The following is a 20811-nucleotide window of genomic DNA, read 5'->3' as shown; positions in this document are numbered from 1 at the left end:
GGCTCGAAAACCTGACTGAAGTCGAACAACCAGCTCAAAAAGCTAGAAGTTCAATTCAACCAAAGGATAATTCGCCCAAAACCACGACCGTCACCACGCCACTAGAGGACGAAGATCAACCGGCCAGGCCTCGGGACGAGGTAATTGGCATCGATTTTTGACACGCTGTTGAGTTCTCAAGAATCGGACACACACCATCAACCACCTCAACGAGGAGGCCTCCGGGGCAACCCTTCAAACTTACCCGCCTCGATGCGCTGGTCCAAATCGGCGCCGGCTCCGAGGAGCAGACCCAACCGGCCACGCCAGACACGCGGGCTCCCACGTCGATCAGACCGAACCAGCGGTCCTTCTCTCTGTGGTGCCAACCCCGGGACCGGCCTACTTCGCGAGGGAAGTTTCGCTCAGCGGTGGCGTCCGGTGCTCCCTGTCGGGCTGACGAAGAGAACGTTACAGGGCATCCCCCGGGATCTCATAATCGGGCCTCCGGACCCCCTCCCGAGGCCCTCCACGGAGCCGTCCGGAGGCCCGTCCGGACACGCGTGACGAGCCCACGGAGAGGCCACCGAGAGCCCACCGAGACACCGGAGAGCACCCCCGGAGGAGAGCCGCCGTGAGTCGGCTGGTCAGCCGAGCCGGGCGAGGTCCACGGTCCAGACCGGGTTGCCCGGCAGGACCTTGACCCGCTCGCCGCTCGCAAAGCGCGTCGACGGCTGGAGGAGGGGGACGAACGGGCTGCGCTGGTTCATCGCGAGCTGCCAAGCGGCATACGCCCCCGCCCGGTTGTCACCCACCGACGAACGCGCCGCCTCGGTGAGGTCGTCGACGAGCGTGTCGGTGCCACGGGCCCACCCGGCGCGCGACCCGACGAGCTCGCCCGGCGCGAAGGCCAGGTAGTTCTCGGGATCCGGGTAGTCGGGGTTCCAGCTCCACAGGCTGAACGCGGTGCGCCCGCTGCGGTAGGCGGCGACCGCCTCGGCCGCGGGCGCCGGGTTGAGCTGCACCTTGATGCCGACCTGCGCGAGCTGCGCACGCACGGCCACCGCCAGGGCGCTCGTCGGGATGCCCTGGATGGGCAGGTCGGCGGCAAACGACAGGGGGATCGGCTGGCCCTTGTAGCCGGAGCGGCGCAGCGCCGCCCTGGCCGCGGCGAGATCGCGCTGGGGCACGACGGGCAGCGTCACCACGGGCGTGGGTATGCCGTCCGCCCCGGTCGTGAGGATGCCGTCGGGCGTCGCCGTGGTGCCCGACGAGGACGGGGCCGGCGTGACCGAGGTCGTCGACGTCGTGGGCGTCGGGGTCCCGGTGCCGTCGGTGCCGTCAGTGGGGGCGGGCGAGGGCGCGAGGTCCTCGAGGGCACCGACGATGCCGGCGGGGATGAGACCCGCCGCGGGCATGGACCCGGGCGCGGCAGCCCTGCCGAGCGCCTCACGGTCGAGGCCGCGGCGAACCGCCTCGGTGAAGTCGGGGTCGGCGGTCCACGGGTTGAGGGCCTTGTCGCGCCCGAGGGCGAGGTAGACGAGCGAGCTCGACCGCATCGTCGTCACCGTGACGGCCGACCGTTGCGGCCGGCCGGTGGCTGCATCGGCCTGGCTCGGCGAGAGGTCGAGCACGAGGTCGGCACTGCCGGACCCGATGGCGGCCAGCTGCCGCCGCGCGTCGAGGTTGCGCACGACGATCTCGGGGAAGGCAGGGGTCGGCCCCGACCACATCGGGTTGGCCGCGAGCCGCACCTCGGAGGTGCCGCTGACGCTCTTGATGACGTAGGGGCCCGAGCCCGCCGAGTGCTGCGAGAGGTAGGAGCTCGCCTCGTCACCGGGGCCGATGGTGCCGCCGTGCGCCTTGACCGCCGTCGCATTGAGGATGCCGAAGGCCGGGTTGGCGAGGATCGCGGGCAGGGCGAAGTTCGAGCCGGGAGAGCTGAGCGTGAAGGTGCGGTCGTCGACCTTGACCGCCGAGACGGTGCCGAGGATCGAGCCGGCCGGACCGGACAGCCCTCGCACGCGCTGGAGGGTGAAGAGGACGTCGTCGGTCGTCACCGGTGTGCCGTCGGAGAAGACGAGGCCCTTGCGCAGCCGCAGCGTCAGCCACCGGCCCTCGGGGGACAGGGTGTACTCGGCCATCCCGGGCACGACCTTGGTCGGGTCGTCGGGGTCGAGCGTCGTCAGGGTCTCGTAGAGCGCGTGCGTCAGCATCGCCCCGCTGCGGTCGAACTGCCGCGTCGGGTCGAGCGTCGTGTGGTCGAAGACGGCCCCGACGACGAGCGGCGCGACCGGGGTCGTCGGCGCCGCGGTGGGAGTCGTGCTCGCGGTCGTGCCTCGCGTGGGGGCGGGCGTCGCGGTGCTCGTCGTGCATGCGGCACCCGAGGCCAGCGCGAGCACGCCGAGGGCCGCCACCGCGGTGGGGCGGACGAGACGTCGACGCATGGACTTCCTTCGGGGCGCCCGGACCGGAGACCGGACCCGGGACTTCGGCGGGCACGGAGAGCACGGTGGCAGGTGGCACCGACGGCGACCCGGAGCACCCCTGTCCGTGGTCGGAAGTCTAGCCGCCGGAGGCCGCCGCGGCGCCCGCCTGCTCGGCCGCCGGCGCGAGCACGAGATAGGCCTGCGCGACGAGCACGACCCCGATGGCCACCCACTTGCCCGTGGGCAGCTCCACCCCGTAGCGCCAGCGGTCGATGAGAACGAGCCCGACCTGGAGCATGACGACCCAGCCCATCGTCACGAGAGCCAGCTCGGCGTACCTCAGCGACGACGCATACACCCAGAAGAGGACGAGGAAGGCGCCTGCGCCGAGCACGAGCGCCCGCACGCTGCCGTTCTCGGCCCACTCCTTGGCGAAGACCGCCCCGAGCAGGTCGAGCCCCGCGAGGCAGACCATGGCGACCGTCGCGACGACCGGCACGGGCCAGGCATCTGGTGCCTTGATCAGCGGGAAGACGTCGGTGACGCTCATGGGTCGTCCTTCGGGGAACGGGCCCGCTCGAGCCACGGACCCCTACGCCTCAGAGGGCGCCGGTCCCGCCGCTGATACCCCTCAGGCCTGGCCGCCCTCGAACCAGGCGACGAGGGCGGGGTCGAGCGCCGGCACGTCGACCGCGCCACCGCCGGTGCGCAGCGACGTCGTCGCCGAGGCCCCGGCCGCCACGGCCTCACGCGCCGCGACGGGCGAGGTCATCGTCGGGCCCCCGTCGCGGGCGAAGCGGACGAACTCGGCGATGAGCAGCGGGTCGGCGCCGCCGTGACCCGTCGTGTCGGCCGCCGGGATCTCGATGACCTCGTCGGCGTCGTCGCGGTAGGTGTCGGTGCGGCGGGTCCACACCTTGACGAGCGCGCCGGGGCCGTCACCGAAGTTCTCGAGCCGGCCCTTCGTGCCGATCACGGTGTAGTTGCGCCAGTAGTCCGGCGTGAAGTGGCACTGCTGGTAGCTGGCGAGCACCCCGCCCTCGAGGACGAGGTTGGCCATCGAGATGTCCTCGATGTCGACGACCGGGTTGAGCTCTCGCTGCTCGGTGGGCGGCCAGTTGTCGAGGGAGTACCAGTCGGCCATCCGCCGGTCGGAGTTGTCGCGGTGGTCGGTGACGTCGCCGTAGACCGCGAGGGCGCCGACCGCGCTGACCCGCCGCGTGTAGGCGCCGGCGAGCCAGTGGATGACGTCGATGTCGTGGGCGCCCTTCTGCAGCAGCAGACCCGTCGTGTTGCGCCGGTCGGCGTGCCAGTCCTTGAAGTAGTAGTCGCCACCCGCCGAGACGAAGTGCCGGCACCAGACCGCCTTGACCTCGCCGATCGTTCCCGCCTCGATGACGTCGCGCATCGCCCGGACGACCGGCATGTGCCGCATGTTGTGCCCGACGTAGAGGCGCGTGCCCGTGCGGTGCGCGGCCTCGAGCACCCGGTCGGCGTCGGCGACGCTCGTGGCGAGCGGCTTCTCGACGAACGTCGGTATGCCGGCCTCCAGGGTGCGCACGGCGTGCTCGGCGTGCGCGTGGTCGGGCGTCAGGACGAGCACCGCCTCGATGTCGGCGCGCACGTCGGGAGCGAGCAGCTCGTCGAGACCGTCGACGAGGCGTACGCCGTCGATGCGCTCCGCGGCGTCCGCGCGGCCCCGCTCGGCCGGGTCGCAGACGACCGTGACGCGGCTGCCCTCACCGGGACGGTGGGCGTACCTCGCCAGGCTGGCGCGCAGGCCGAAGCCGATGATCGCGATGCGGAGGTCCGGCTGGTCGGTCTGGTCGGTCATGGGTGGGGCACCTTCCGGGTGGTGGTGGTTCGAGGGTCTCAGCCCTTGGAGCCGCTGAACGCGATCCCCTGGATGAACTGCTTCTGGAGCACGACGAAGAGGAGGAGCACCGGCAGCGTCGCGAGGACCGAGCCGGCCATGAGCGTCGTCGTGTCGACGGAGAACTGGCCGATGAGCGAAGCGAGCCCGACCGACAGCGGCATCTTCGTCGGGTCGTTGTTGACCACGAGGGGCCACATGAGGTCGTTCCACGACCAGAGCACGTCGAGCACGGCGAGCGCGATGAGGCCCGGCTTGGCGAGCGGCAGCATGATCCGGGTGAAGATCTGCCAGTGGTTCGCGCCGTCGAGCTTGGCGGCCTCCTCGAGCTCGCGCGGCAGGCTGAGGAAGAACTGGCGCAGCAGGAACGTGCCGAAGGCGCTGAAGAGGCCGGGGACGATGAGCGCCTGGAGCGAGTTGAGCCAGCCGAGGCCCGACACGATCTCGTACTGCGGCAGCAGGAAGAGCTGGCTCGGGACCATGAGGACCGAGAGGAAGAGGCCGAAGAGCAGGCCCCGGCCGCGGAACTCGAAGCGCGCGAAGGCATAACCGGCCATCGAGCACAGCACGAGCTGGCCGAGCACCCGCCCGAGCGTCTGGATCGTGCTGTTCCAGAACATCTGGCCGAAGGGGAGCGTGTCGAAGACGTCGCCGTAGTTGCTCCACCGGGGCGAGCTGGGGAAGACCGTCGGCGGCACGGTCAGCGTCTCGCCGAGGGTCTTGAGGGAGGTCATGACCTCCCAGAAGAACGGGCCGACCATGACGACCGAGCCGAGGATGAGGACGGCGTGCACGCCGAGGTGGTTGCGGCGCAGACGCTTTCGTCCCCGCGCGCGAGGGAGCCGGGTCGCGAGCTCAGACATAGTGCACCCACTTCTTCTGGAGCCGGAACTGCAGGGCGGTCACCGCGACGATGACGACGAGGATGACGAGGGCGATCGCGGCGGCATACCCCTGCTGGTTCTCGACGAAGCCCCGCTGGTAGAACTGCGCGACGATCGTCTCGGTCTGCGGGTAGGCCGGGTTCGTCGGCCCGGTCATGACGAAGATGAGGTCGAAAGTCTGCAGCGCGCCGATGACGGCGAGCACCGAGATGAAGAAGACGCTCGGGCTGATCTGCGGGAGCGTGATCGACCAGAACTGCCGGATGCGGCCCGCGCCGTCGAGCGCGGCCGCCTCGTAGAGGTCCTTCGGCACGCCCTGGATCGCGGCGAGGAAGATGACGATCTGCGTGCCCAGGCTGAGCCAGATGCCCACTGCGGCAATGGCATACAGCGCCGTCGCGGGATTGGAGAGCCAGTTCGTGCCTTCGATGCCGACGAGACCGAGCAGTGCGTTGATGACGCCGACGTCGCCGTTGTAGAGCGTGCGCCAGATGAGGCCGACCGCTGCCGGCATCGTCACCACGGGCAGGAAGAAGAGGACGCGGTAGATCCGCACCCCCCGCAGGCCCTCGGTGCTGAGCAACGCCGCGATGACGAGCGCCACCGGGATGCCGAGCAGCGCGACGACGGTGAACTTCAGCGTGTTGAGCATCGTCCCCCACAGCCGCGCGTCGCCGAACAGCTCGCGGTAGTTGGCGAGCCCGACGAACTCCGACCCGCCGAACGGCCCGGTCTCCGTGAAGGAGATGAGCAGCGTGCGCATGACCGGCCACAGGTAGAAGACGACGAGGCCGAGCAGGGTCGGGAGGATGAAGACCGCCGCCCAGAAGAGGTCGTTGCGCCGCATCCGCGACATGCCGCGACCGGGTCGACCGAGTCGACCGGGCCGGCGGCCGGGGGCCGGGGTGTCGCCCCGGCTCCCCGACCCCGACGGGGCGCCGCCGGGCGCGGTCGCGCCGACGGATCCCGACGCCTGCTCCCTATCGGTGAGCACGCCCGCCACGGTCACTTCTCCTTGGCGAGCGCCGCGTTCATCTGCGTGGCGAGGTCCTTGAGGCCCGTCGCCGCGTCGACCTCGCCGTTCCACACCTTCGTGAGGAGGTCGGTCTGGAGGGTCGTCCACGCCTTGGTGTTCTTCGACGCCGGGTAGGGCACGGCGGTCGCGACCTCGTCGACGTAGGCCTTGAGGTTGAACTGCGGCATCGCCTTGACCCACGCCTCCTGGGTGCCCTCGTAGGCGGGGATGACCGCGCCGGCGTCGGCCTGGATCTGCGCGGCGCGCTCTCCGCCGAGGAAGCCGACGAACTTCTGCGCGGCGTCCTGGTGCTTCGTCTTGGCGTAGATGACGTTGCCGAGGCCGTGGATGACCGAGACCTGGCCCTTGGGCCCGGCGGGGACCGGCGCGACGTTCACGGCGTCCTTGAGCTCGGGGACGCCGTTGTACTCGACCGCGGCCCACGAGCCGTTCCAGTACATCGCGACCTTGCCGGCCTTGAACATGTCGCCGGGGCTCGTGTCGGTCATCTGCTGGACCGTCGGCGACGCCCCGTCCTTGACGAGCGAGGTCCAGAACTCGATGCCCTGGAGCGCCTCGGGGGAGTCGAAGCCGCTCTTGGTGCCGGCGGCGTCGATGACCTGGCCACCGGCCGAGGGGATCGTGTCGTAGAAGCCGGCCTGGTCCTCGACGGGTGCCGCGGCCCCGTAGACGCCCTCGGCCTTGTCGGTGAGTGCCCGCGCCGTGGACTGGAAGTCCGCCCAGGTCCAGTCGTCCTTGGGGTAGGCGAGCTTCTTCGCGTCGAAGAGCGCCTTGTTGTACCAGACGCCGATCGTGTCGAAGTCCTTCGGGATGCCGTACCTCTTGCCGTCGTAGGTGTAGAGGTCGACGAGGGCCTCGGGGTACTTCGCGAGGTCGAGCTTGGCGCGGCTGATCGTCTGGTCGAGGGGCAGCAGCTGCTGGTTCGCGGCGTACAGCTTGACGTTGGGGCCGTTCATCCAGAAGACGTCGGGGGCACCGCCGCCGGCGGCCGCCGTCTGCAGGGTCGTGAAGTACTGCTTGAACGGCGTCACCTGGATCTTGACCGTGACGTTCGGGTTCGCGGCGTGGAACTCGTCGGCGATCTTCTGCATGGCCGGCATCTGGTTCTTGTCCCAGATGCCGTAGGAGATCGTGACCGGCCCCGACTCGGGCTGGGCGTCGGCAGTGGCGCCGCCGGTGGACTGGCCGCACGCGGCGAGGCCGAGCACGAGCAGCGGGGTGAGCACGGCCGTGGCGGCCAGCGTGGACGTTCTGCGCATTCGCGACTCCTTGGGTGGGGGGTCCGCGGCTGGCGGGAGGCCGCTGCGGTCCGGTGCACGTCATCGGGCAACCCAAGCCTGATCGCTCGTTTGTGCTTGGGCGGGACTACAATCGATCACATTCGATCACCTGTCAATCCGTAGGACAGGTCGGATCCAGACCCGGGACAGGCCTGCAGAGCAGACCGCCGCGGGTCCCTGTGTGCTGCCCGGGAACATCACTGACGGCGTGGGGCGTCGCGCCCGGAGGTCCGCAATGCGGACTCCCCGAGGGGTGGCCTCAGCCCGCCAGGACCTCGCGGAGGCGCTGCGACACCGGCCACGCGACGTCGCTCCGGTTGGCCAGGACCGACCACGTCAGGTCCCGCGACGGCTCGTGCCGGGTCACCGCTGAGACGCCGGCGTCGTAGCCGTTGAGCACCACCCCGTCACCCGTCCCGTCGAGCCAGACACCGAGGCCGTAGCGCCGGCCGTCGTCCATGACGTCGGTGCGCGGGCGCAGCATCTCGGCGACCCAGGGCGGGTCGACGATGCGACCGCCGAGGAACGCGTCCCACAGCGCGTGGAGGTCGGCGGCCGTCGTGTACATCCCACCGTCACCGCTGCCACGGACGGGAAGGTGCAGCACGTTGGTGCGCAGCCCGACGGGGTCGAGGTAGCCGAGCGCGGCGCGCCCCGGCAGCTCGTCGGAGCGGAGGTATGCCGTGTCGACCGTCCCGGCGCGGGCGCAGACGCGCTCCTCGACCGCCTCGTGGAAGCTCGTGCAGGTCAGCCGTTCCACGACGAGGGCGAGCACGACGAAGCCGCTGTTGCAGTACGAGAAGCGTTCTCCCGCAGCGAACTTCGCCGGTCGTCCGCGGAGGGCCGGCAGGTAGCCCTCGGTCGTGGCGAGACGGTGCACCGGCAGGGTCATGACGTAGTCGGAGGCGTCGAGGTCGGCGTCCTCGTCGAGGTAGTCTCCGATGCCCGAACGGTGGGAGCTCAGGTGCTCGATCGTGACGTCCTCCCCGATGTCGGGCAGGTCGTCGCCGACGACCGCGCGCACGGGGGTCTCGAGGGCGACGCGACCCTCGGCCACGAGGCTCACCACGGTGAGCGCGGTCAGGCCCTTGCAGACGCTGGCGGTCCCGAACTGCGTGTCGAGCGTGTTGGGCAGGTCGTGGGCACGGTCGGCGAGACCGTGTGCCGAGGCGTGCACGACCTCGCCGCCGAGGTCGACGCGGACGACGCCCGAGAAGCCGTGCTCGCGCACGACATCGGCGACCGCGGCGTCGAGGTCCACGGCGCGCGCCCGGTCAGGCCCCGACGTAGGCGGCGAGGTGCTCGCCGGTCAGCGTCGGGCGGTCGGCGACGAGGTCGGCCGGTGTCCCCTCGAAGACGACGTTGCCGCCGTCGTGACCGGCCCCCGGTCCGAGGTCGATGATCCAGTCGGCGTGCGCCATGACGGCCTGGTGGTGCTCGATGACGAGCACCGACTTGCCCGACTCGACGAGCCGGTCGAGCAGGCCGAGCAGGTTCTCGACGTCGGCGAGGTGCAGGCCGGTCGTCGGCTCGTCGAGGACGTAGACGTCGCCCTTCTCGGCCATCTGGGTGGCCAGCTTGAGGCGCTGGCGCTCCCCGCCGGACAGCGTCGTGAGCGGCTGGCCGAGCGTGAGGTAGCCGAGGCCGACGTCGGCGAGCCGCTCGAGGATCGTGTGGGCGGCAGGGGTGCGCGCCTCGCCTGCGTCGAAGAAGTCGAGCGCCTCGGCCACCGGCAGTGCGAGGACGTCGGCGATGTTGCGCCCGCCGAGCTCGTACTCGAGCACCGCGGCCTGGAAGCGCCGGCCCTCGCACTCCTCACACGTCGACTCGACCGTCGCCATGACGCCGAGCTCGGTGTAGATGACGCCGGCGCCGTTGCAGGCCGGGCAGGCCCCCTCGGAGTTGGAGCTGAAGAGCGCGGGCTTGACGCCGTTGGCCTTGGCGAAGGCCTTGCGGATCGGCTCGAGCAGTCCGGTGTAGGTCGCGGGGTTGCTCCGGCGCGAGCCGCGGATGGCACCCTGGTCGACGACGACGACACCGTCGCGCTTGGCGACGGACCCGTGGATGAGCGAGCTCTTGCCCGACCCGGCGACCCCGGTGACGACGCAGAGCACCCCGAGCGGGATGTCGACGTCGACGTCGCGCAGGTTGTGGGTCGACGCGCCGCGGACCTGCAGCGCCCCGGTCGCCTGGCGCAGCGAGGCCTTGAGGTTGACCCGGTCGTCGAGGTGGTGGCCCGTCGTCGTGTCGCTCTTGCGCAGTCCCTCGACGGTGCCCTCGAAGACGACCTCACCGCCCGCGGTGCCCGCGCCCGGGCCGAGGTCGACGACGTGGTCGGCGATGGCGATCGTCTCGGGCTTGTGCTCGACGACGAGGACGGTGTTGCCCTTGTCGCGCAGCTGGAGCAGCAGCTGGTTCATCCGCGCGATGTCGTGGGGGTGGAGCCCGATCGTCGGTTCGTCGAAGACGTAGGTGACGTCGGTGAGCGACGAGCCGAGGTGACGGATCATCTTGGTGCGCTGGGCCTCACCACCCGACAGCGTGCCCGCGGGCCGGTCGAGCGAGAGGTAGCCGAGTCCGATCTCGGCGAAGGAGTCGAGCAGGTGCTGCAGCCCCCGCAGGAGCGGTGCGACCGACGGGTCGTCGACGTCGCGGAGCCACTCGGCGAGGTCGCTGATCTGCATGGTGCACAGCTCGGCGATGTTCTTGCCCTTGATCTTCGAGCTCAGCGCCTCCTGCGACAGTCGCGTGCCCTTGCACTCGGGGCAGGTCGTGAACGTGACCGCCCGCTCGACGAAGCGGCGCACGTGCGGCTGCATCGCGTCGAGGTCCTTGGACAGCATCGACTTCTGCACCTTCGACAGGACGCCCTCGTAGGTGAGGTTGACGCCCTCGACCTTGATCTTCTCGGGCTGTCCGTAGAGCAGCTTCTGGAGCTGGCGCTCGGTGAACCTGCCGACCGGCTTGTCCATGGGCAGTCCGGCGCCGCTGAAGATCCGGCCGTACCACCCGTCCATGCTGTAGCCGGGGACGAGCAGCGCGCCGTCGGCGAGCGACTTGCTCTCGTCGTAGATCGCGGTGAGGTCGAAGTCGTTGACCGACCCCATCCCCTCGCAGCGCGCGCACATGCCGCCCTGGTAGACCGCCTCGCGGACGATCGAGGTCTCCTGGCGGTTGCCCTTGTCGGTCTTCATGACGCCGCTCGCGACCCGCGTCGGCACGTTGAAGGCGAAGGCGGTCGGCGGCCCGATGTGGGGGGTCCCGATGCGGGAGAAGAGGATCCGCAGCATCGCGTTGGCGTCGGTCGCGGTGCCGACCGTCGAGCGCGGGTTGGCACCCATCCGCTCCTGGTCGACGATGATGGCCGTCGTCAGGCCGTCGAGGTAGTCGACGTCGGGGCGCGCGAGCGACGGCATGAAGCCCTGGACGAAGGCGCTGTAGGTCTCGTTGATCATCCGCTGCGACTCGGCGGCGATGGTCGCGAAGACGAGCGAGCTCTTGCCCGAGCCGGAGACGCCGGTGAACGCCGTGAGCCGGCGCTTCGGCAGGTCGAGGCTGACGTCCTTGAGGTTGTTCTCGCGCGCGCCCTGGACGCGGATCATGTCGTGGACGTCGGCCGGGTGGGACCCGGCGGAGGGGCGCGACGCGGTCTTCGCAGCGGTGCTCTTCGACTCCATGCGACGTACGCTACGGCCCCGCGCCCACCCCGGGCCTCCCGATTCCCGACGACCTCACGCGTGACCGAGCGGCCCTCGACCGGGAGAGAGGGCGTATGCCGTCAGGGGAGGAGGTCGTCGAGGTAGAGCGGGAGCATCGCCCACCACGTCGGCCAGTCGTGGTCGTAGGCCGTGCCCCAGTCGTCGACGCGGTTGGGGATGCCCTTGCTGCCGAGGAGGTGCGCGACGGCACGGGACTCGCCGACGTCCTCCCAGCGGCCGCTGCCCGAGGCGAGCACGATCATCCGCGTGCGTAGAACGTCGAGCGCCGGACCCTCGAGACCGGGCAGGAAGCGCAGCGGCGAGCTGAAGTAGAGGTCGTCGTTGACGTGCCCGCCGAGGAACTGCTCGATGGCGTAGGTGCCGCTCATGCACACGGCCGACTGCACGAGCTCGGGGTAGCGGCACGTGATGGCGAGGGCGTTGAAGGCGCCGATCGAGGCGCCCGCGACGGTGACCGGGATCGGCTGGCCGCCGAGGTCGGAGTGGATCGCCGGGATGACCTCGCGGGCGATCGCCTCGTGGAAGCCGTTGAAGAGGGCGAGCTGGTGGTCGGGCGTGCCGCGCCCCTCGGCCAGGGCCCGCCCCGCGACGCTGTCGACGGAGTAGACCTTGGCTCGGCCGGCCGCGATGAGCGGCTCGAGGTGCGCGATCATCTTGTGCCGCTCGACCTCCTCCGCGTCACCCCCCGCGGTCGGGAAGAGCAGCACGGGCGCGCCGTAGGAGCCCCACCTCGCGACGCTGATGTCCTGGCCCAGACGGTCGGAGTACCACCGGTCGGTGACCTTCATGGGTGACCTGCCTTCTCACTTGCGCTCGTCACTCGTAGACGAACTTCTGGGGTCCGGGGAAGAGCCACGCGAGTCCGTCACCGAGACGGTCGCGCCAGTTCTCCCAGTTGTGGCCGTCGCGCGACTCCGTGTAGCGCACCGTCATGCCGGCATGGCGGAAGACCGGGACCATCGACCGGTTCGGGGTGATGAGCGGCTCGTAGACGCCGCACGACATGAAGAGGCGGTCGACGACCGCCGACGGCTTCTCGCGGAAGCGGTTGACGAACTTCACGACCGGGTCGAAGGCCGGGCCGCCGCCGTGGTCGAAGCCGATGTCGGTGAAGACGAGCGAGGCGGACTGGAGCATGAGCGAGCCGAAGAAGCCGGGGTAGCGCACCGCCGTCGACAGCGACGCGATGCCGCCGAAGGAGCTGCCCATGAGGCAGCGCGCCTCCGGGGTGTCGATGAGGGGGAGTCGCTCGGTGAGCAGCGGCACGAGCTCGCGCGCGATGAACCGGGCGTGCGGCGCGTGGTTGGGGTACTCCTTGAGCCGGTCCCGGGGCGGCACGAAGACCGCGACGAGCGGGTCGACGTCGAGCCGGTGGATGAGGTTGTCGAGGACGGTCTTCATCGCGGCGAACTGGAGGTAGTCGGTGCCGTCGTGGACGACGAGGAGCGGATAGCGCTGCGCCCGGTTGAAGCGCGCCGGCAGGTAGATCTGCACCGGCTGGTCGCGCCGCAGGGCCTTGCTGTGGACCTGCTCCTCGACGAGGGTGCCGGGGCGGGCCTCGGGGTCGTGGGCGACCCAGTCGGGCACGCGGTAGCCGATGGCCGCGCACACCGACGACGACCCCATCGGGCTGTGCGCCAGGCGCGGGTTGAGCGGGTCGTTGAAGCGCTCGTAGTGCTCGCCCTTGCGGATCTCGATCTGGTACTCGACCCGCGACCCCTCGGGCAGCACGGTCGTGACGGCCCAGAGGTCGGACTCGCCGATCCGCTTGAGCGGCAGGGGATCCGGCAGGCCGACGACGCGGTGGCGCACCCACACCTCGTCGACGTCGCCCCGGTAGAGGAAGGTCGCGCGCTCGCCCTCGATGATCGGGCACCCGTAGCGCTCGACGAAGCGGTCGATCGTCGGGCCGTCGAGCGGCAGTCGCTCGCGGAGGCGGTTGACGGCGAGGCGTTCCATGGCGCTCACGCGACCCCCACGACCGAGACGTGACCGGTGCGGTCGATGACGCGCGCACCGACCGGCAGCTCGGTCGCGCCGTCGGGGAAGCGCACGACGGCCCCGTCGTCGAGCAGGAGCAGCCGGTGCTCGGCGAAGCGCCGGGCCAGCACCGACATGCGCTCGTGGTCGTCGAGGAGCAGCCGCCTCTTGGCGTGCGGCAGCGCGACGATCCCGGGCAGCCGACCCAGCCCCCGGTCGTGGAGCTCGGCCGCGGCGACGCCGTGGGGCGTGAAGTCGTGGAAGAGCACGACCTCGTCGGTCAGGGCCATCGCACCGGCCGACCACGCGACCACGGAGTGCTCCGGCCGGAGGGTGACGTCGAAGACGCGCAGCGTGCGCAGCAGGGTGCGCACGTTGCCACCCGCGATGACGACCGCTTCGCACTCGTCGAGGAGCGCACCGATCTCGCCCCGGTGCCAGCCGATGGTGCCGCTCTCGTCGAGCGGCGCGGTGGCGCGGACCGAGCCGTAGAGCTCCTCGAGCTCGGCGGCATACCACCGGTCGACCTCGCGCACGGCCTCCATCGCGGACTCCTCGGCGATGGGGCCGACGGCGTGGATCGAGGTCCGGTGCGCGACGGCGTGCACGGCGTCGATCGCCGCCTGGAGGCGTATGCCGTAGAAGGCGCGCAGCTCGTCCATCCGGTCGCGGAACGCGACCGCCGCCGCCGCGAAGTGCTGGTCCTTGGCCAGCACGTCCATCATCCGGTGGTGCAGGCGCAGGTTGACGCCGCGCCCGTCGAGGTGGCCGGCGAGCTCGGCGTCGTCGGACTCGCGCTCCTCCCAGCCGGAGTTGACCATGGCGATGCGGCCGGTCACGCCGAGGGAGCGCACGGTGGCGCCCACGGTCGTCGTGAACCGCTGGGGGCCGAGCAGGATCGTCGTCGACATCAGGACAGGGCTCAACCGCGCTCAGCCCGCGTGCACGTGGATCGTGCGGCCGACGTCGTCGAGCATGGCGCGCGCCGTGTCGAAGTCGGGGTGGCGCAGTCGCACCCACGCGTTGGCCATGTAGCCGGCCTCGACGCCCTGGGTGCCGTGCCCGACCGGCGGGAAGTGGCCGTCGATGACCCACTCGCCGTAGCGCGACTGGATCTCGTCGATGCCGGTGTAGCCGGTGATCGACCCGTCGTGGTCGGGGCGGAGCGCGACGATGCCGGCGGCATACGTGCGCTTCATCTGGCGCTCGGGCGCGCGGTGGGTGATGACGTGCGCCCACTCGCGGTAGACGTCGACCTCGTTGGCCGCGGAGTAGACGTCCCAGGCGCCGACACCCGGGGGGCGGGCGCCGATCTCGCTGAACTTCAGGCCCTTGGGGCCGTAGAACCACTCCATGTGCGTGGCCGACGTCTCGATGCCGAGCGCCTCGATGACGCGGCGCCCGAGCTCACGCACCTCGGTGTAGAAGGCGTTGCCCGGCTCGTCGATGCGGTTCGTCGTGATGAACTGCGGGGAGATCCAGCGCTGGCGCATCGCCTCGAGGACGTTGGGGTAGTAGTGCGTCGCCCAGTCGTGCACGACCTGGCCGTCGAGGCTGATCGTGTCGTAGAAGCCCTCGTGACCCTCGACGAACTCCTCGATGGCGATCGAGCTCGCACCCTCGCGGGCGTAGCCCTGGAGCGCCTGCTCGAGCTCGTGGTCGGAGTCGACGCGCACCGTGCCCTGGGCGCCGGCGCCCGCGCGCGGCTTGAGGATGAGCGGGTAGCCCTCGCGCTCGGCGAACGCGCGCGCCTCGGCGGCCGAGTCGACGGCCGCGCTCGCCGCGGTGGGCACGCCCGCCTGGCGCAGCGCCTCCTTCATCGACGGCTTGTCGCGGCACAGCCACGTCGTGCGGACGCTCGTGCCGGGGATGCCGCACGCCTCGCGGACCTGCGCCGCCGGCATCGTGTGCGCCTCGACGGTCGCTTCGAGCGCGTCGATCCAGACCTTGTCCTGGAAGTAGCGGACCGCCTCGACCATCTGGTCGACGTTCGTCACCGAGCCGACGCGGTAGTAGCCGCGGAGCGCGCCCAGCACCTCGTCGCCGAGGTGCGCCTCGTCGGACTCACCGATGCCGTAGACGTTCGCGCCCACCGAGGCGAGGGCGTGCACGAAGCGACGCTGGTTCGCCGGGAACGACGGCTCCACGAAGATGATGTTCACGGCGTCGACGCTATCGGTCCACCGGGAGGCCCGCCACGGACGGCCGCTCGCCCCGTGTGCCGCCGCGCGGGTCGCGGGGCAAAAGCGCGCGCCGGGGGCTGACGAGGACGAGACTGGTGGTGCCGCACCTCGGGCAGCACCTCACCCCTTACGGAGGAAGCCATGTCGAGCACCGTCCCGAACGCAGCGTCACCCGACCCGACCGACCCCGCACCCGACGCACCGAGGACGCGCCGCGAGGCCGCCGCCACGTGGGCGTCCCCGGCCACCTCCTCCGGATGGTCGGGCGCCCTCATCGCCATGGGCATCCTGTCCGTCATCCTCGGCATCATGGTGCTCGTCTGGCCCAAGGCGACCCTGCTCATCGTGGCCATCATGTTCGGGCTGCAGCTCATCGTCGCCGGGGCCGTCCGCCTGTCGGTGACGCGCGACCTGCCGAGCGACCCGGGCTGGCTCAAGCCCGTCTCCATCGGGCTCGGCGTGCTCTCGATCATCGCCGGCATCATCTGCCTCTTCCGGCCCGGGACCTCGCTCGCCGTCATCGCCATCTTCATCGCGATCGGCTGGATCGCCGAGGGCATCGCCGCGCTCGTCCAGGGCTTCGGCTCCGACCGGACGACCGGCACCCGCGTCTTCCTCATCGTCAGCGGCGTCGTCTCGATCCTCGGCGGTCTCGTCGTCGCGATCTTCCCGGGCTCGTCGCTCGTCGTGCTCACCCGCATCGCCGGCATCGCGCTCATCGTCATCGGCATCGTCGAGCTCGTCGCGGCCCTCATGGCGCGTCGGGCCGCCGGCAGCAGCAGCAGCACCCCGGCGCCGGCCACCGCCTGACCCTCTCGGGCCACCGGACGGCATACGACAGCGTGGAGGTTCGCACCCCGTCCGAGGGGTGCGAACCTCCACGACGTCGGTCGGCTCAGGACGGCTGCGGCAGGTCCTCGAACTCGTAGACACGGCGGACCTCGACCGACACCTCGTCGAAGAGCGAGGCGAACCTCCCGGCCAGCTCGAGTGCCTGCTCCTTGCTCTCGACGTTGACGAGGGCGAAGCCGCCGATGACCTCGCGCGCCTCGCTGAACGGGCCGTCGGTCACCGTGACGCCGGCGCCCTCGGTCTTGCGGAGGATCGCACCGTCCTTGCTCTGCGTCACGCCCTCGGCGGCGAGCAGGATGCCCGACTCGGCGTACTCCGACATGAGCGCGCCCATCGCGTCCTGGAACTCCTGGCTCGGGTTCCAGGCCTCGGGGCGGGACTCGTCGATCTTGTGGATCATGAGGTAGCGCATCGGTCTCTCCTTGCGTCTCGTGCCGGGTCCGTCCCAGCCTCCACCACGACGTCGAACGGGGGCGACCCGACTCGACACTTCGATCCTCGAAAGGCCGGTCAGAGCCAGCCACGCTCCTGGGCCACGCGGGCGGCCTCGGCGCGCGTCGACGTGCCGGTCTTGCCGATGGCCGCGCTGAGGTGGTTGCGGACCGTGCCCGGCGACAGGTGGACGACCCCGGCGATGGCGGCGACGGTGCCACCGCGCAGCGCGACCCCGAGCACCTCGCGCTCGCGCTCGGTCAGGGGGTTGGCTCCGTCGACGAGCGACTCGGTGGCGAGTGACGGGTCGACGACGCGGAGCCCGGCGTGCACGCGCCGCACCGCCTCGGCGAGCTGGCGGGCCGGAGTGTCCTTGACGACGAACCCGGACGCGCCGGCCTCGAGCGCCCGACGCAGGTAGCCCGGGCGGCCGAAGGTCGTGACGACGAGCGTGCGTACGCCGGGGAGCGCGTCGCGCACGGCGGCCGCGGCGGCGATGCCGTCGACGCCCGGCATCTCGATGTCGAGGAGGCAGACGTCGGCGGCCGAGGCACGTGCGGCGTCGACGACCTCGTCACCGCGCCCCACCTCGGCCACGACCTCGAGGTCGGGCTCGAGCGCGAGCAGCGCCGCGAGCGCCCCACGCACCAGGGCCTGGTCGTCGGCGAGCAGCACCTTGATCGTCGTGCTCACAGCGCCACCTCCAGCACGGTCCCGTGGCCCTCGGGGCCCGTCTCGATCGAGAGCCGACCTCCCGCGGCCTCGACCCTCTCACGCAGCCCGCGTATGCCGTTCCCCTCCGGCCGCTCGCCGAGGCCGCGACCGTCGTCGCGGACGGTCAGACGGTTCGACTCGAGCTCGACCCAGCAGGCGTCGGCGTCGCTGTGGCGCACGACGTTGGTCGTCGCCTCGCGCAGCACCCAGGCGAGGACCGTGCGGTGGCGGGGGTCGACCGCGCTCGGGTCGTCGGGCACGTGGCCCTCGATGCCGGCGCCGGCGAGCGCCGTGCGAGCCGAGGCCAGCTCGTCACCGAGGCGGGCCACCCGCAGGCCCCCGACGGTCGCCCGGATCTCGGCGAGCGCCTGACGGCTCAGCGCCTGGATCTCGGCGAGCTCGCCCTTGGCCCGCTCGGGGTCGAGGTCGACGAGACGCTCGGCCAGCTCGGCCTTGACCGTGACGACGGTGAGCGAGTGGCCGAGCACGTCGTGGACGTCGCGGGCCACGCGCTCGCGCTCCTCGACGATGGCGAGGTCGCGCGAGATCCGCTCGTAGTCCTCACCCCGGTCGGTCATGAGCCGGACCGCCCCGGTCATCGCACCGACGGCGAAGACGATGATGGCCACGACCCAGGTGCCCTCGTCGGGGTCGACGAAGACCGCGACCGCCGTCGCGATCGCCACGCACGCGATGCCCAGGGCGATCGACCACGCGAGTGGCAGCGCGAACATCCCGAACGACACGACGAAGGGCAGGAAGCCGAGGCTGCCGGCGCCGATGAGTGGAACCAGCCCGATCGCGCAGCCGGCCAGCACGAGCAGGTAGCCGACACCCCGACGCTGCGTCGGCGCGCACCTCCGGTGCAGGCGCTGGAGGTGCTGCGCGCCGAGGCCGTAGACGACGGCGAAGGTCAGCACGAGCGCCAGCCCGAGCACGACCTGCCAGACGGGCAGACCGCTCGAGACGATCGCGATGACGGGGAAGACGAGGAAGACCAGCCACACCGACTGGACGACCCAGCCGAAGCGCTCCCACGGGTTGCGCCCCGGCGCCGGGTCGGCGGCCGGGGCGCCCGGGACGCCGGAGACCGACGCCCGCTGGGTCACTGGCGCTCCCGGCCGCGGCGCACGAGGAGCACGGCGGCGGTCCCGAAGATCGCGAGCCAGGCGAGCACGTTGACGATCGGCACCCACAGCGGGTCCTGCGACCCGTCGGGCAGGTAGCCCTCGGTGAGCGGATAGCGCGCCAGGGCGGCGTACCCGTAGAGCGGCGTGAACTTCGCGAACGCCAGCAGGGCCCCGGACAGCGGGATGAAGACGTTGCCGAGGAAGGCGAAGATCACCATGGTGCCGCTCGCGGCGCCGACCGCGGCCTCGGAGCGGAACGCCGTGCCGACGAGCAGGCCGTAGACGGCGAAGACGGCGGAACCGACGAGGCAGAGCACCGCGCTGAGCACCCAGGCCTGCGCCGACCCACGAGCGCCGGTCGCAGCACCGAGGGCGAAGGTCAGCAGGATCGGCACGGCCGCCACGGTCATGGCGATGAGCGCCTTCATGGCGATGTAGGACGAGTCGGCGAGCGGCGTGAGCCCGAGCTGGCGGCCCCAGCCCTGCTGTCGCTCGACGGCCGCGTTGCCGCCGATGCTCGTCGTCGCGGTGACGGCGCCGTAGGCGGCCATGCTGATCATGACGTACATCGCGACGTTGCCGTTGCCGATGGTGGCGTCCTTGGCATCGACCGTCGCGCCGAAGATGAGGTAGAAGAAGGCGGGCAGCACGGCGGTGAAGAACATGCCCGCCCAGTCGCGCGTGATCCGGCGCATCTCGAGCAGCGTGAAGGTGGCGTTCATCGGACGAGCTCCTCGTCGGGGGTCGTGGCGTCGCGGGCGTCGCGGGCGTCGCGGGCGTCGCGGGCGTCGTCGCCGGCGTCACGGGAGTCGCGGCCGTCACCGGTCAGGGTCATGAAGGCCTGCTCGAGTCCGGCGGTGACGATCTCGAGGTCGGTGCCGCCGAGCTCGAGCAGGAGCAGCCGCGCGACGGTGTCGGAGTCGCCGGCCGTGACGACGACCCGGTTGCCGCGCTCCTCGACCTCGTGCACGCCGCCGACCGTCCGCAGCCTCGCGACGGACTCGGCGACCGAGCCCGGCGGCAGCGTCGCGGAGACGGTGCGTCCGCTCGCCTGCGACCGGATCTCGGCCGTCGTGCCGTCGGCGACGATGCGGCCGCCGGCGATGAGGACGATGCGGTCGGCGAAGGCGTCGGCCTCCTCGAGGTAGTGCGTGGCGAAGACGACGGTGCGGCCCGCGCTGGCGTCGGCGTGCATCGTGTCCCAGAAGTCGCGCCGGGCCGTGACGTCCATGCCCGCCGTCGGCTCGTCGAGGACGAGCAGCCGGGGGTCGGGCAGGAGCGCCAGGGCGAAGCGCAGCCGCTGCTGCTCGCCGCCCGAGCACTTGGAGACGCGGCGGTCGGCGAGCGACCTCAGCCCGGCACGGTCGATGACCTCGTCGACCGGGGAGTGGACGGCATACGTCGACGCGATCATCCGGACCGTCTCGCGGACGGTGAGGTCGCGCAGGAGCCCGCCCGTCTGGAGGACGGCGGACACGTGCCCGCCGACGACGGCCTCGCGAGGACGCCGGCCGAAGACCTCGGCCGTGCCGCTCGTCGGCTCGGTGAGGCCGAGCACCATGTCGAGGGTCGTCGTCTTGCCGGCACCGTTGGGTCCGAGGAAGGCGACGACCTCGCCGGGCTCGATGCGCAGGTCGATGCCGTCGACGGCACGGACCTCGGCATCCTGGGACCCGCGTCGGGAAGGGAAGCTCTTGACGAGCGAACGCAGCTCGATCGCCGGCGCCCCCGAGGCGCCGTCGACCGGACGAGGTGTGGTGGTCATGACCCAACTCTCCCGCTCGGCGATGCTCCGCGTCAGCAGCAGGCGTCACGTCCTGCGCGTGACAGGTGTCACGGGGCGCCGGACCGGACAGACTGACCCCATGGCCGACTTCGAGGTGCACCTCGACTCCCCCCTGCCCGCACCCGAGGCGTGGCGGCGGATCCTCGACCTGCGCGCGCACACGGCCGTCATCCCGCTCACGACCGTGACGGGCGAGGCGATGGGCGCGAGCGAGCTCGTCGAGGGGTCGCGCTTCGTCGCGCGGACGGGCGTCGGGCCGGTGGGTTTCGACGACGTCATGGTCGTGAAGTCGGTGGTCCAGCCGACGACACATTCGGCCGGGAGCGCCCGGATCCGCAAGGAGGGCAAGGTCGTCCGCGGACGCATCGACCTGCTCGTGACGCCCACGGCCGCCGGGTCGACGGTCCGGTGGACGCAGCACATCGGGGTGCGAGGCGTGCCCACGCTCCTCGACCCCGTCGTCGCGAAGGTCGCCGGGGCGGCATACGGCTCCACCCTCCGCAAGCTGCTCGCGCGCGGCTGAGGGGAGCGCGG

19 protein-coding genes are annotated in these 20811 nt (G+C 71.3%); 2 read left to right on the top strand and 17 right to left on the bottom strand.

The features are described from left to right. Positions 1-626 precede the first annotated feature (626 nt). From AC1DW8_RS11305 to AC1DW8_RS11250, 12 genes are all read right to left on the bottom strand, one after another. On the bottom strand, positions 627-2426 hold the full coding sequence (locus AC1DW8_RS11305; protein WP_478094058.1) for an ABC transporter substrate-binding protein: 1800 nt from the start codon (positions 2424-2426) through the stop codon (positions 627-629). Positions 2427-2544: 118 nt separating this feature from the next. Then, a complete protein-coding gene (locus tag AC1DW8_RS11300; protein ID WP_478094056.1) occupies positions 2545-2958 on the bottom strand; it encodes a hypothetical protein in 414 nt (137 codons plus the stop codon). 81 nt (positions 2959-3039) lie between these two features. Next, positions 3040-4242 carry a Gfo/Idh/MocA family protein gene (locus AC1DW8_RS11295; protein ID WP_478094054.1) on the bottom strand — a complete coding sequence of 401 codons (1203 nt, stop codon included), beginning with the start codon at positions 4240-4242 and terminating at the stop codon, positions 3040-3042. Positions 4243-4280: 38 nt separating this feature from the next. After that, entirely contained in the window at positions 4281-5144 is an 864-nt protein-coding gene (locus AC1DW8_RS11290; RefSeq protein ID WP_478094052.1) for a carbohydrate ABC transporter permease, read from the bottom strand. Beyond that, a complete protein-coding gene (locus AC1DW8_RS11285) occupies positions 5137-6159 on the bottom strand; it encodes a carbohydrate ABC transporter permease (protein WP_478094050.1) in 1023 nt (340 codons plus the stop codon). Before AC1DW8_RS11285 ends, AC1DW8_RS11290 begins: the two co-directional genes overlap by 8 nt. A gap of 11 nt (positions 6160-6170) precedes the next feature. After that, a complete protein-coding gene (locus AC1DW8_RS11280) occupies positions 6171-7460 on the bottom strand; it encodes an ABC transporter substrate-binding protein (RefSeq protein WP_478094048.1) in 1290 nt (429 codons plus the stop codon). A 280-nt stretch (positions 7461-7740) separates the two neighbouring features. Next, positions 7741-8742: a serine hydrolase domain-containing protein gene (locus AC1DW8_RS11275; RefSeq protein ID WP_478094046.1), complete on the bottom strand. Its 1002-nt coding sequence runs from the start codon at positions 8740-8742 to the stop codon at positions 7741-7743. Positions 8743-8755: 13 nt separating this feature from the next. Beyond that, positions 8756-11158, bottom strand: a complete 2403-nt coding sequence (locus AC1DW8_RS11270; RefSeq protein WP_056780830.1) for an ATP-binding cassette domain-containing protein — start codon at positions 11156-11158, stop codon at positions 8756-8758. A 101-nt stretch (positions 11159-11259) separates the two neighbouring features. Next, the gene (locus AC1DW8_RS11265; protein WP_056780827.1) at positions 11260-11988 is read right to left on the bottom strand and encodes an esterase family protein; all 729 of its coding nucleotides are present in this window, start codon (positions 11986-11988) and stop codon (positions 11260-11262) included. A gap of 28 nt (positions 11989-12016) precedes the next feature. Then, positions 12017-13159, bottom strand: coding sequence for an alpha/beta hydrolase-fold protein (locus AC1DW8_RS11260; RefSeq protein ID WP_442274618.1), 1143 nt, complete (start codon positions 13157-13159; stop codon positions 12017-12019). Between the two features lie 5 nt (positions 13160-13164). Then, entirely contained in the window at positions 13165-14091 is a 927-nt protein-coding gene (locus tag AC1DW8_RS11255) for a type 1 glutamine amidotransferase family protein (RefSeq protein WP_478094043.1), read from the bottom strand. A 21-nt stretch (positions 14092-14112) separates the two neighbouring features. After that, a complete protein-coding gene (locus tag AC1DW8_RS11250; RefSeq protein WP_478094041.1) occupies positions 14113-15342 on the bottom strand; it encodes an ATP-grasp domain-containing protein in 1230 nt (409 codons plus the stop codon). 162 nt (positions 15343-15504) lie between these two features. On the opposite strand from AC1DW8_RS11250, the gene AC1DW8_RS11245 reads away from it, so the two are divergent. Further along, complete coding sequence (locus tag AC1DW8_RS11245) at positions 15505-16173, top strand: HdeD family acid-resistance protein (RefSeq protein ID WP_478094039.1); 669 nt, start codon at positions 15505-15507, stop codon at positions 16171-16173. An 85-nt stretch (positions 16174-16258) separates the two neighbouring features. On the opposite strand, the gene AC1DW8_RS11240 is transcribed toward AC1DW8_RS11245, so the two are convergent. The 5 genes from AC1DW8_RS11240 to AC1DW8_RS11220 form a co-directional block, all read right to left on the bottom strand. Next, a complete protein-coding gene (locus AC1DW8_RS11240; protein WP_082620062.1) occupies positions 16259-16627 on the bottom strand; it encodes a YciI family protein in 369 nt (122 codons plus the stop codon). A gap of 98 nt (positions 16628-16725) precedes the next feature. After that, complete coding sequence (locus AC1DW8_RS11235; RefSeq protein WP_056780819.1) at positions 16726-17340, bottom strand: response regulator transcription factor; 615 nt, start codon at positions 17338-17340, stop codon at positions 16726-16728. After that, on the bottom strand, positions 17337-18470 hold the full coding sequence (locus tag AC1DW8_RS11230; protein WP_478094036.1) for a sensor histidine kinase: 1134 nt from the start codon (positions 18468-18470) through the stop codon (positions 17337-17339). Before AC1DW8_RS11230 ends, AC1DW8_RS11235 begins: the two co-directional genes overlap by 4 nt. Further along, positions 18467-19213, bottom strand: a complete 747-nt coding sequence (locus AC1DW8_RS11225) for an ABC transporter permease (RefSeq protein ID WP_056780814.1) — start codon at positions 19211-19213, stop codon at positions 18467-18469. The genes AC1DW8_RS11230 and AC1DW8_RS11225 overlap by 4 nt, the downstream gene beginning before the upstream one ends. After that, on the bottom strand, positions 19210-20256 hold the full coding sequence (locus AC1DW8_RS11220) for an ABC transporter ATP-binding protein (RefSeq protein ID WP_478094034.1): 1047 nt from the start codon (positions 20254-20256) through the stop codon (positions 19210-19212). The genes AC1DW8_RS11225 and AC1DW8_RS11220 overlap by 4 nt, the downstream gene beginning before the upstream one ends. Between AC1DW8_RS11220 and AC1DW8_RS11215 the strand changes: the two genes are divergently transcribed. After that, positions 20255-20800 (top strand): SRPBCC family protein, encoded by a 546-nt coding sequence (locus tag AC1DW8_RS11215; protein ID WP_478094032.1) that lies wholly within the window; start codon positions 20255-20257, stop codon positions 20798-20800. The two genes, AC1DW8_RS11220 and AC1DW8_RS11215, sit on opposite strands and share 2 nt — an antisense overlap. Positions 20801-20811: the final 11 nt, after the last annotated feature.

The sequence above is a fragment of the Terrabacter sp. P2_E3 genome, assembly GCF_056403915.1.
The sequence above is the reverse complement of the archived record's forward strand: the minus strand, read 5'-3'. Positions and strand labels throughout refer to the sequence as shown.

Coding starts and splice junctions, on each gene's coding strand:
- AC1DW8_RS11305 (WP_478094058.1), bottom strand. CDS start 2,426: ATGCGTCGACGTCTCGTCCGCCCCACCGCGGTGGCGGCCCTCGGCGTG.
- AC1DW8_RS11300 (WP_478094056.1), bottom strand. CDS start 2,958: ATGAGCGTCACCGACGTCTTCCCGCTGATCAAGGCACCAGATGCCTGG.
- AC1DW8_RS11295 (WP_478094054.1), bottom strand. CDS start 4,242: ATGACCGACCAGACCGACCAGCCGGACCTCCGCATCGCGATCATCGGC.
- AC1DW8_RS11290 (WP_478094052.1), bottom strand. CDS start 5,144: ATGTCTGAGCTCGCGACCCGGCTCCCTCGCGCGCGGGGACGAAAGCGT.
- AC1DW8_RS11280 (WP_478094048.1), bottom strand. CDS start 7,460: ATGCGCAGAACGTCCACGCTGGCCGCCACGGCCGTGCTCACCCCGCTG.
- AC1DW8_RS11270 (WP_056780830.1), bottom strand. CDS start 11,158: ATGGAGTCGAAGAGCACCGCTGCGAAGACCGCGTCGCGCCCCTCCGCC.
- AC1DW8_RS11265 (WP_056780827.1), bottom strand. CDS start 11,988: ATGAAGGTCACCGACCGGTGGTACTCCGACCGTCTGGGCCAGGACATC.
- AC1DW8_RS11260 (WP_442274618.1), bottom strand. CDS start 13,159: ATGGAACGCCTCGCCGTCAACCGCCTCCGCGAGCGACTGCCGCTCGAC.
- AC1DW8_RS11255 (WP_478094043.1), bottom strand. CDS start 14,091: ATGTCGACGACGATCCTGCTCGGCCCCCAGCGGTTCACGACGACCGTG.
- AC1DW8_RS11245 (WP_478094039.1), top strand. CDS start 15,505: ATGTCGAGCACCGTCCCGAACGCAGCGTCACCCGACCCGACCGACCCC.
- AC1DW8_RS11240 (WP_082620062.1), bottom strand. CDS start 16,627: ATGCGCTACCTCATGATCCACAAGATCGACGAGTCCCGCCCCGAGGCC.
- AC1DW8_RS11225 (WP_056780814.1), bottom strand. CDS start 19,213: ATGAACGCCACCTTCACGCTGCTCGAGATGCGCCGGATCACGCGCGAC.
- AC1DW8_RS11215 (WP_478094032.1), top strand. CDS start 20,255: ATGACCCAACTCTCCCGCTCGGCGATGCTCCGCGTCAGCAGCAGGCGT.
- AC1DW8_RS11220 (WP_478094034.1), bottom strand. CDS start 20,256: ATGACCACCACACCTCGTCCGGTCGACGGCGCCTCGGGGGCGCCGGCG.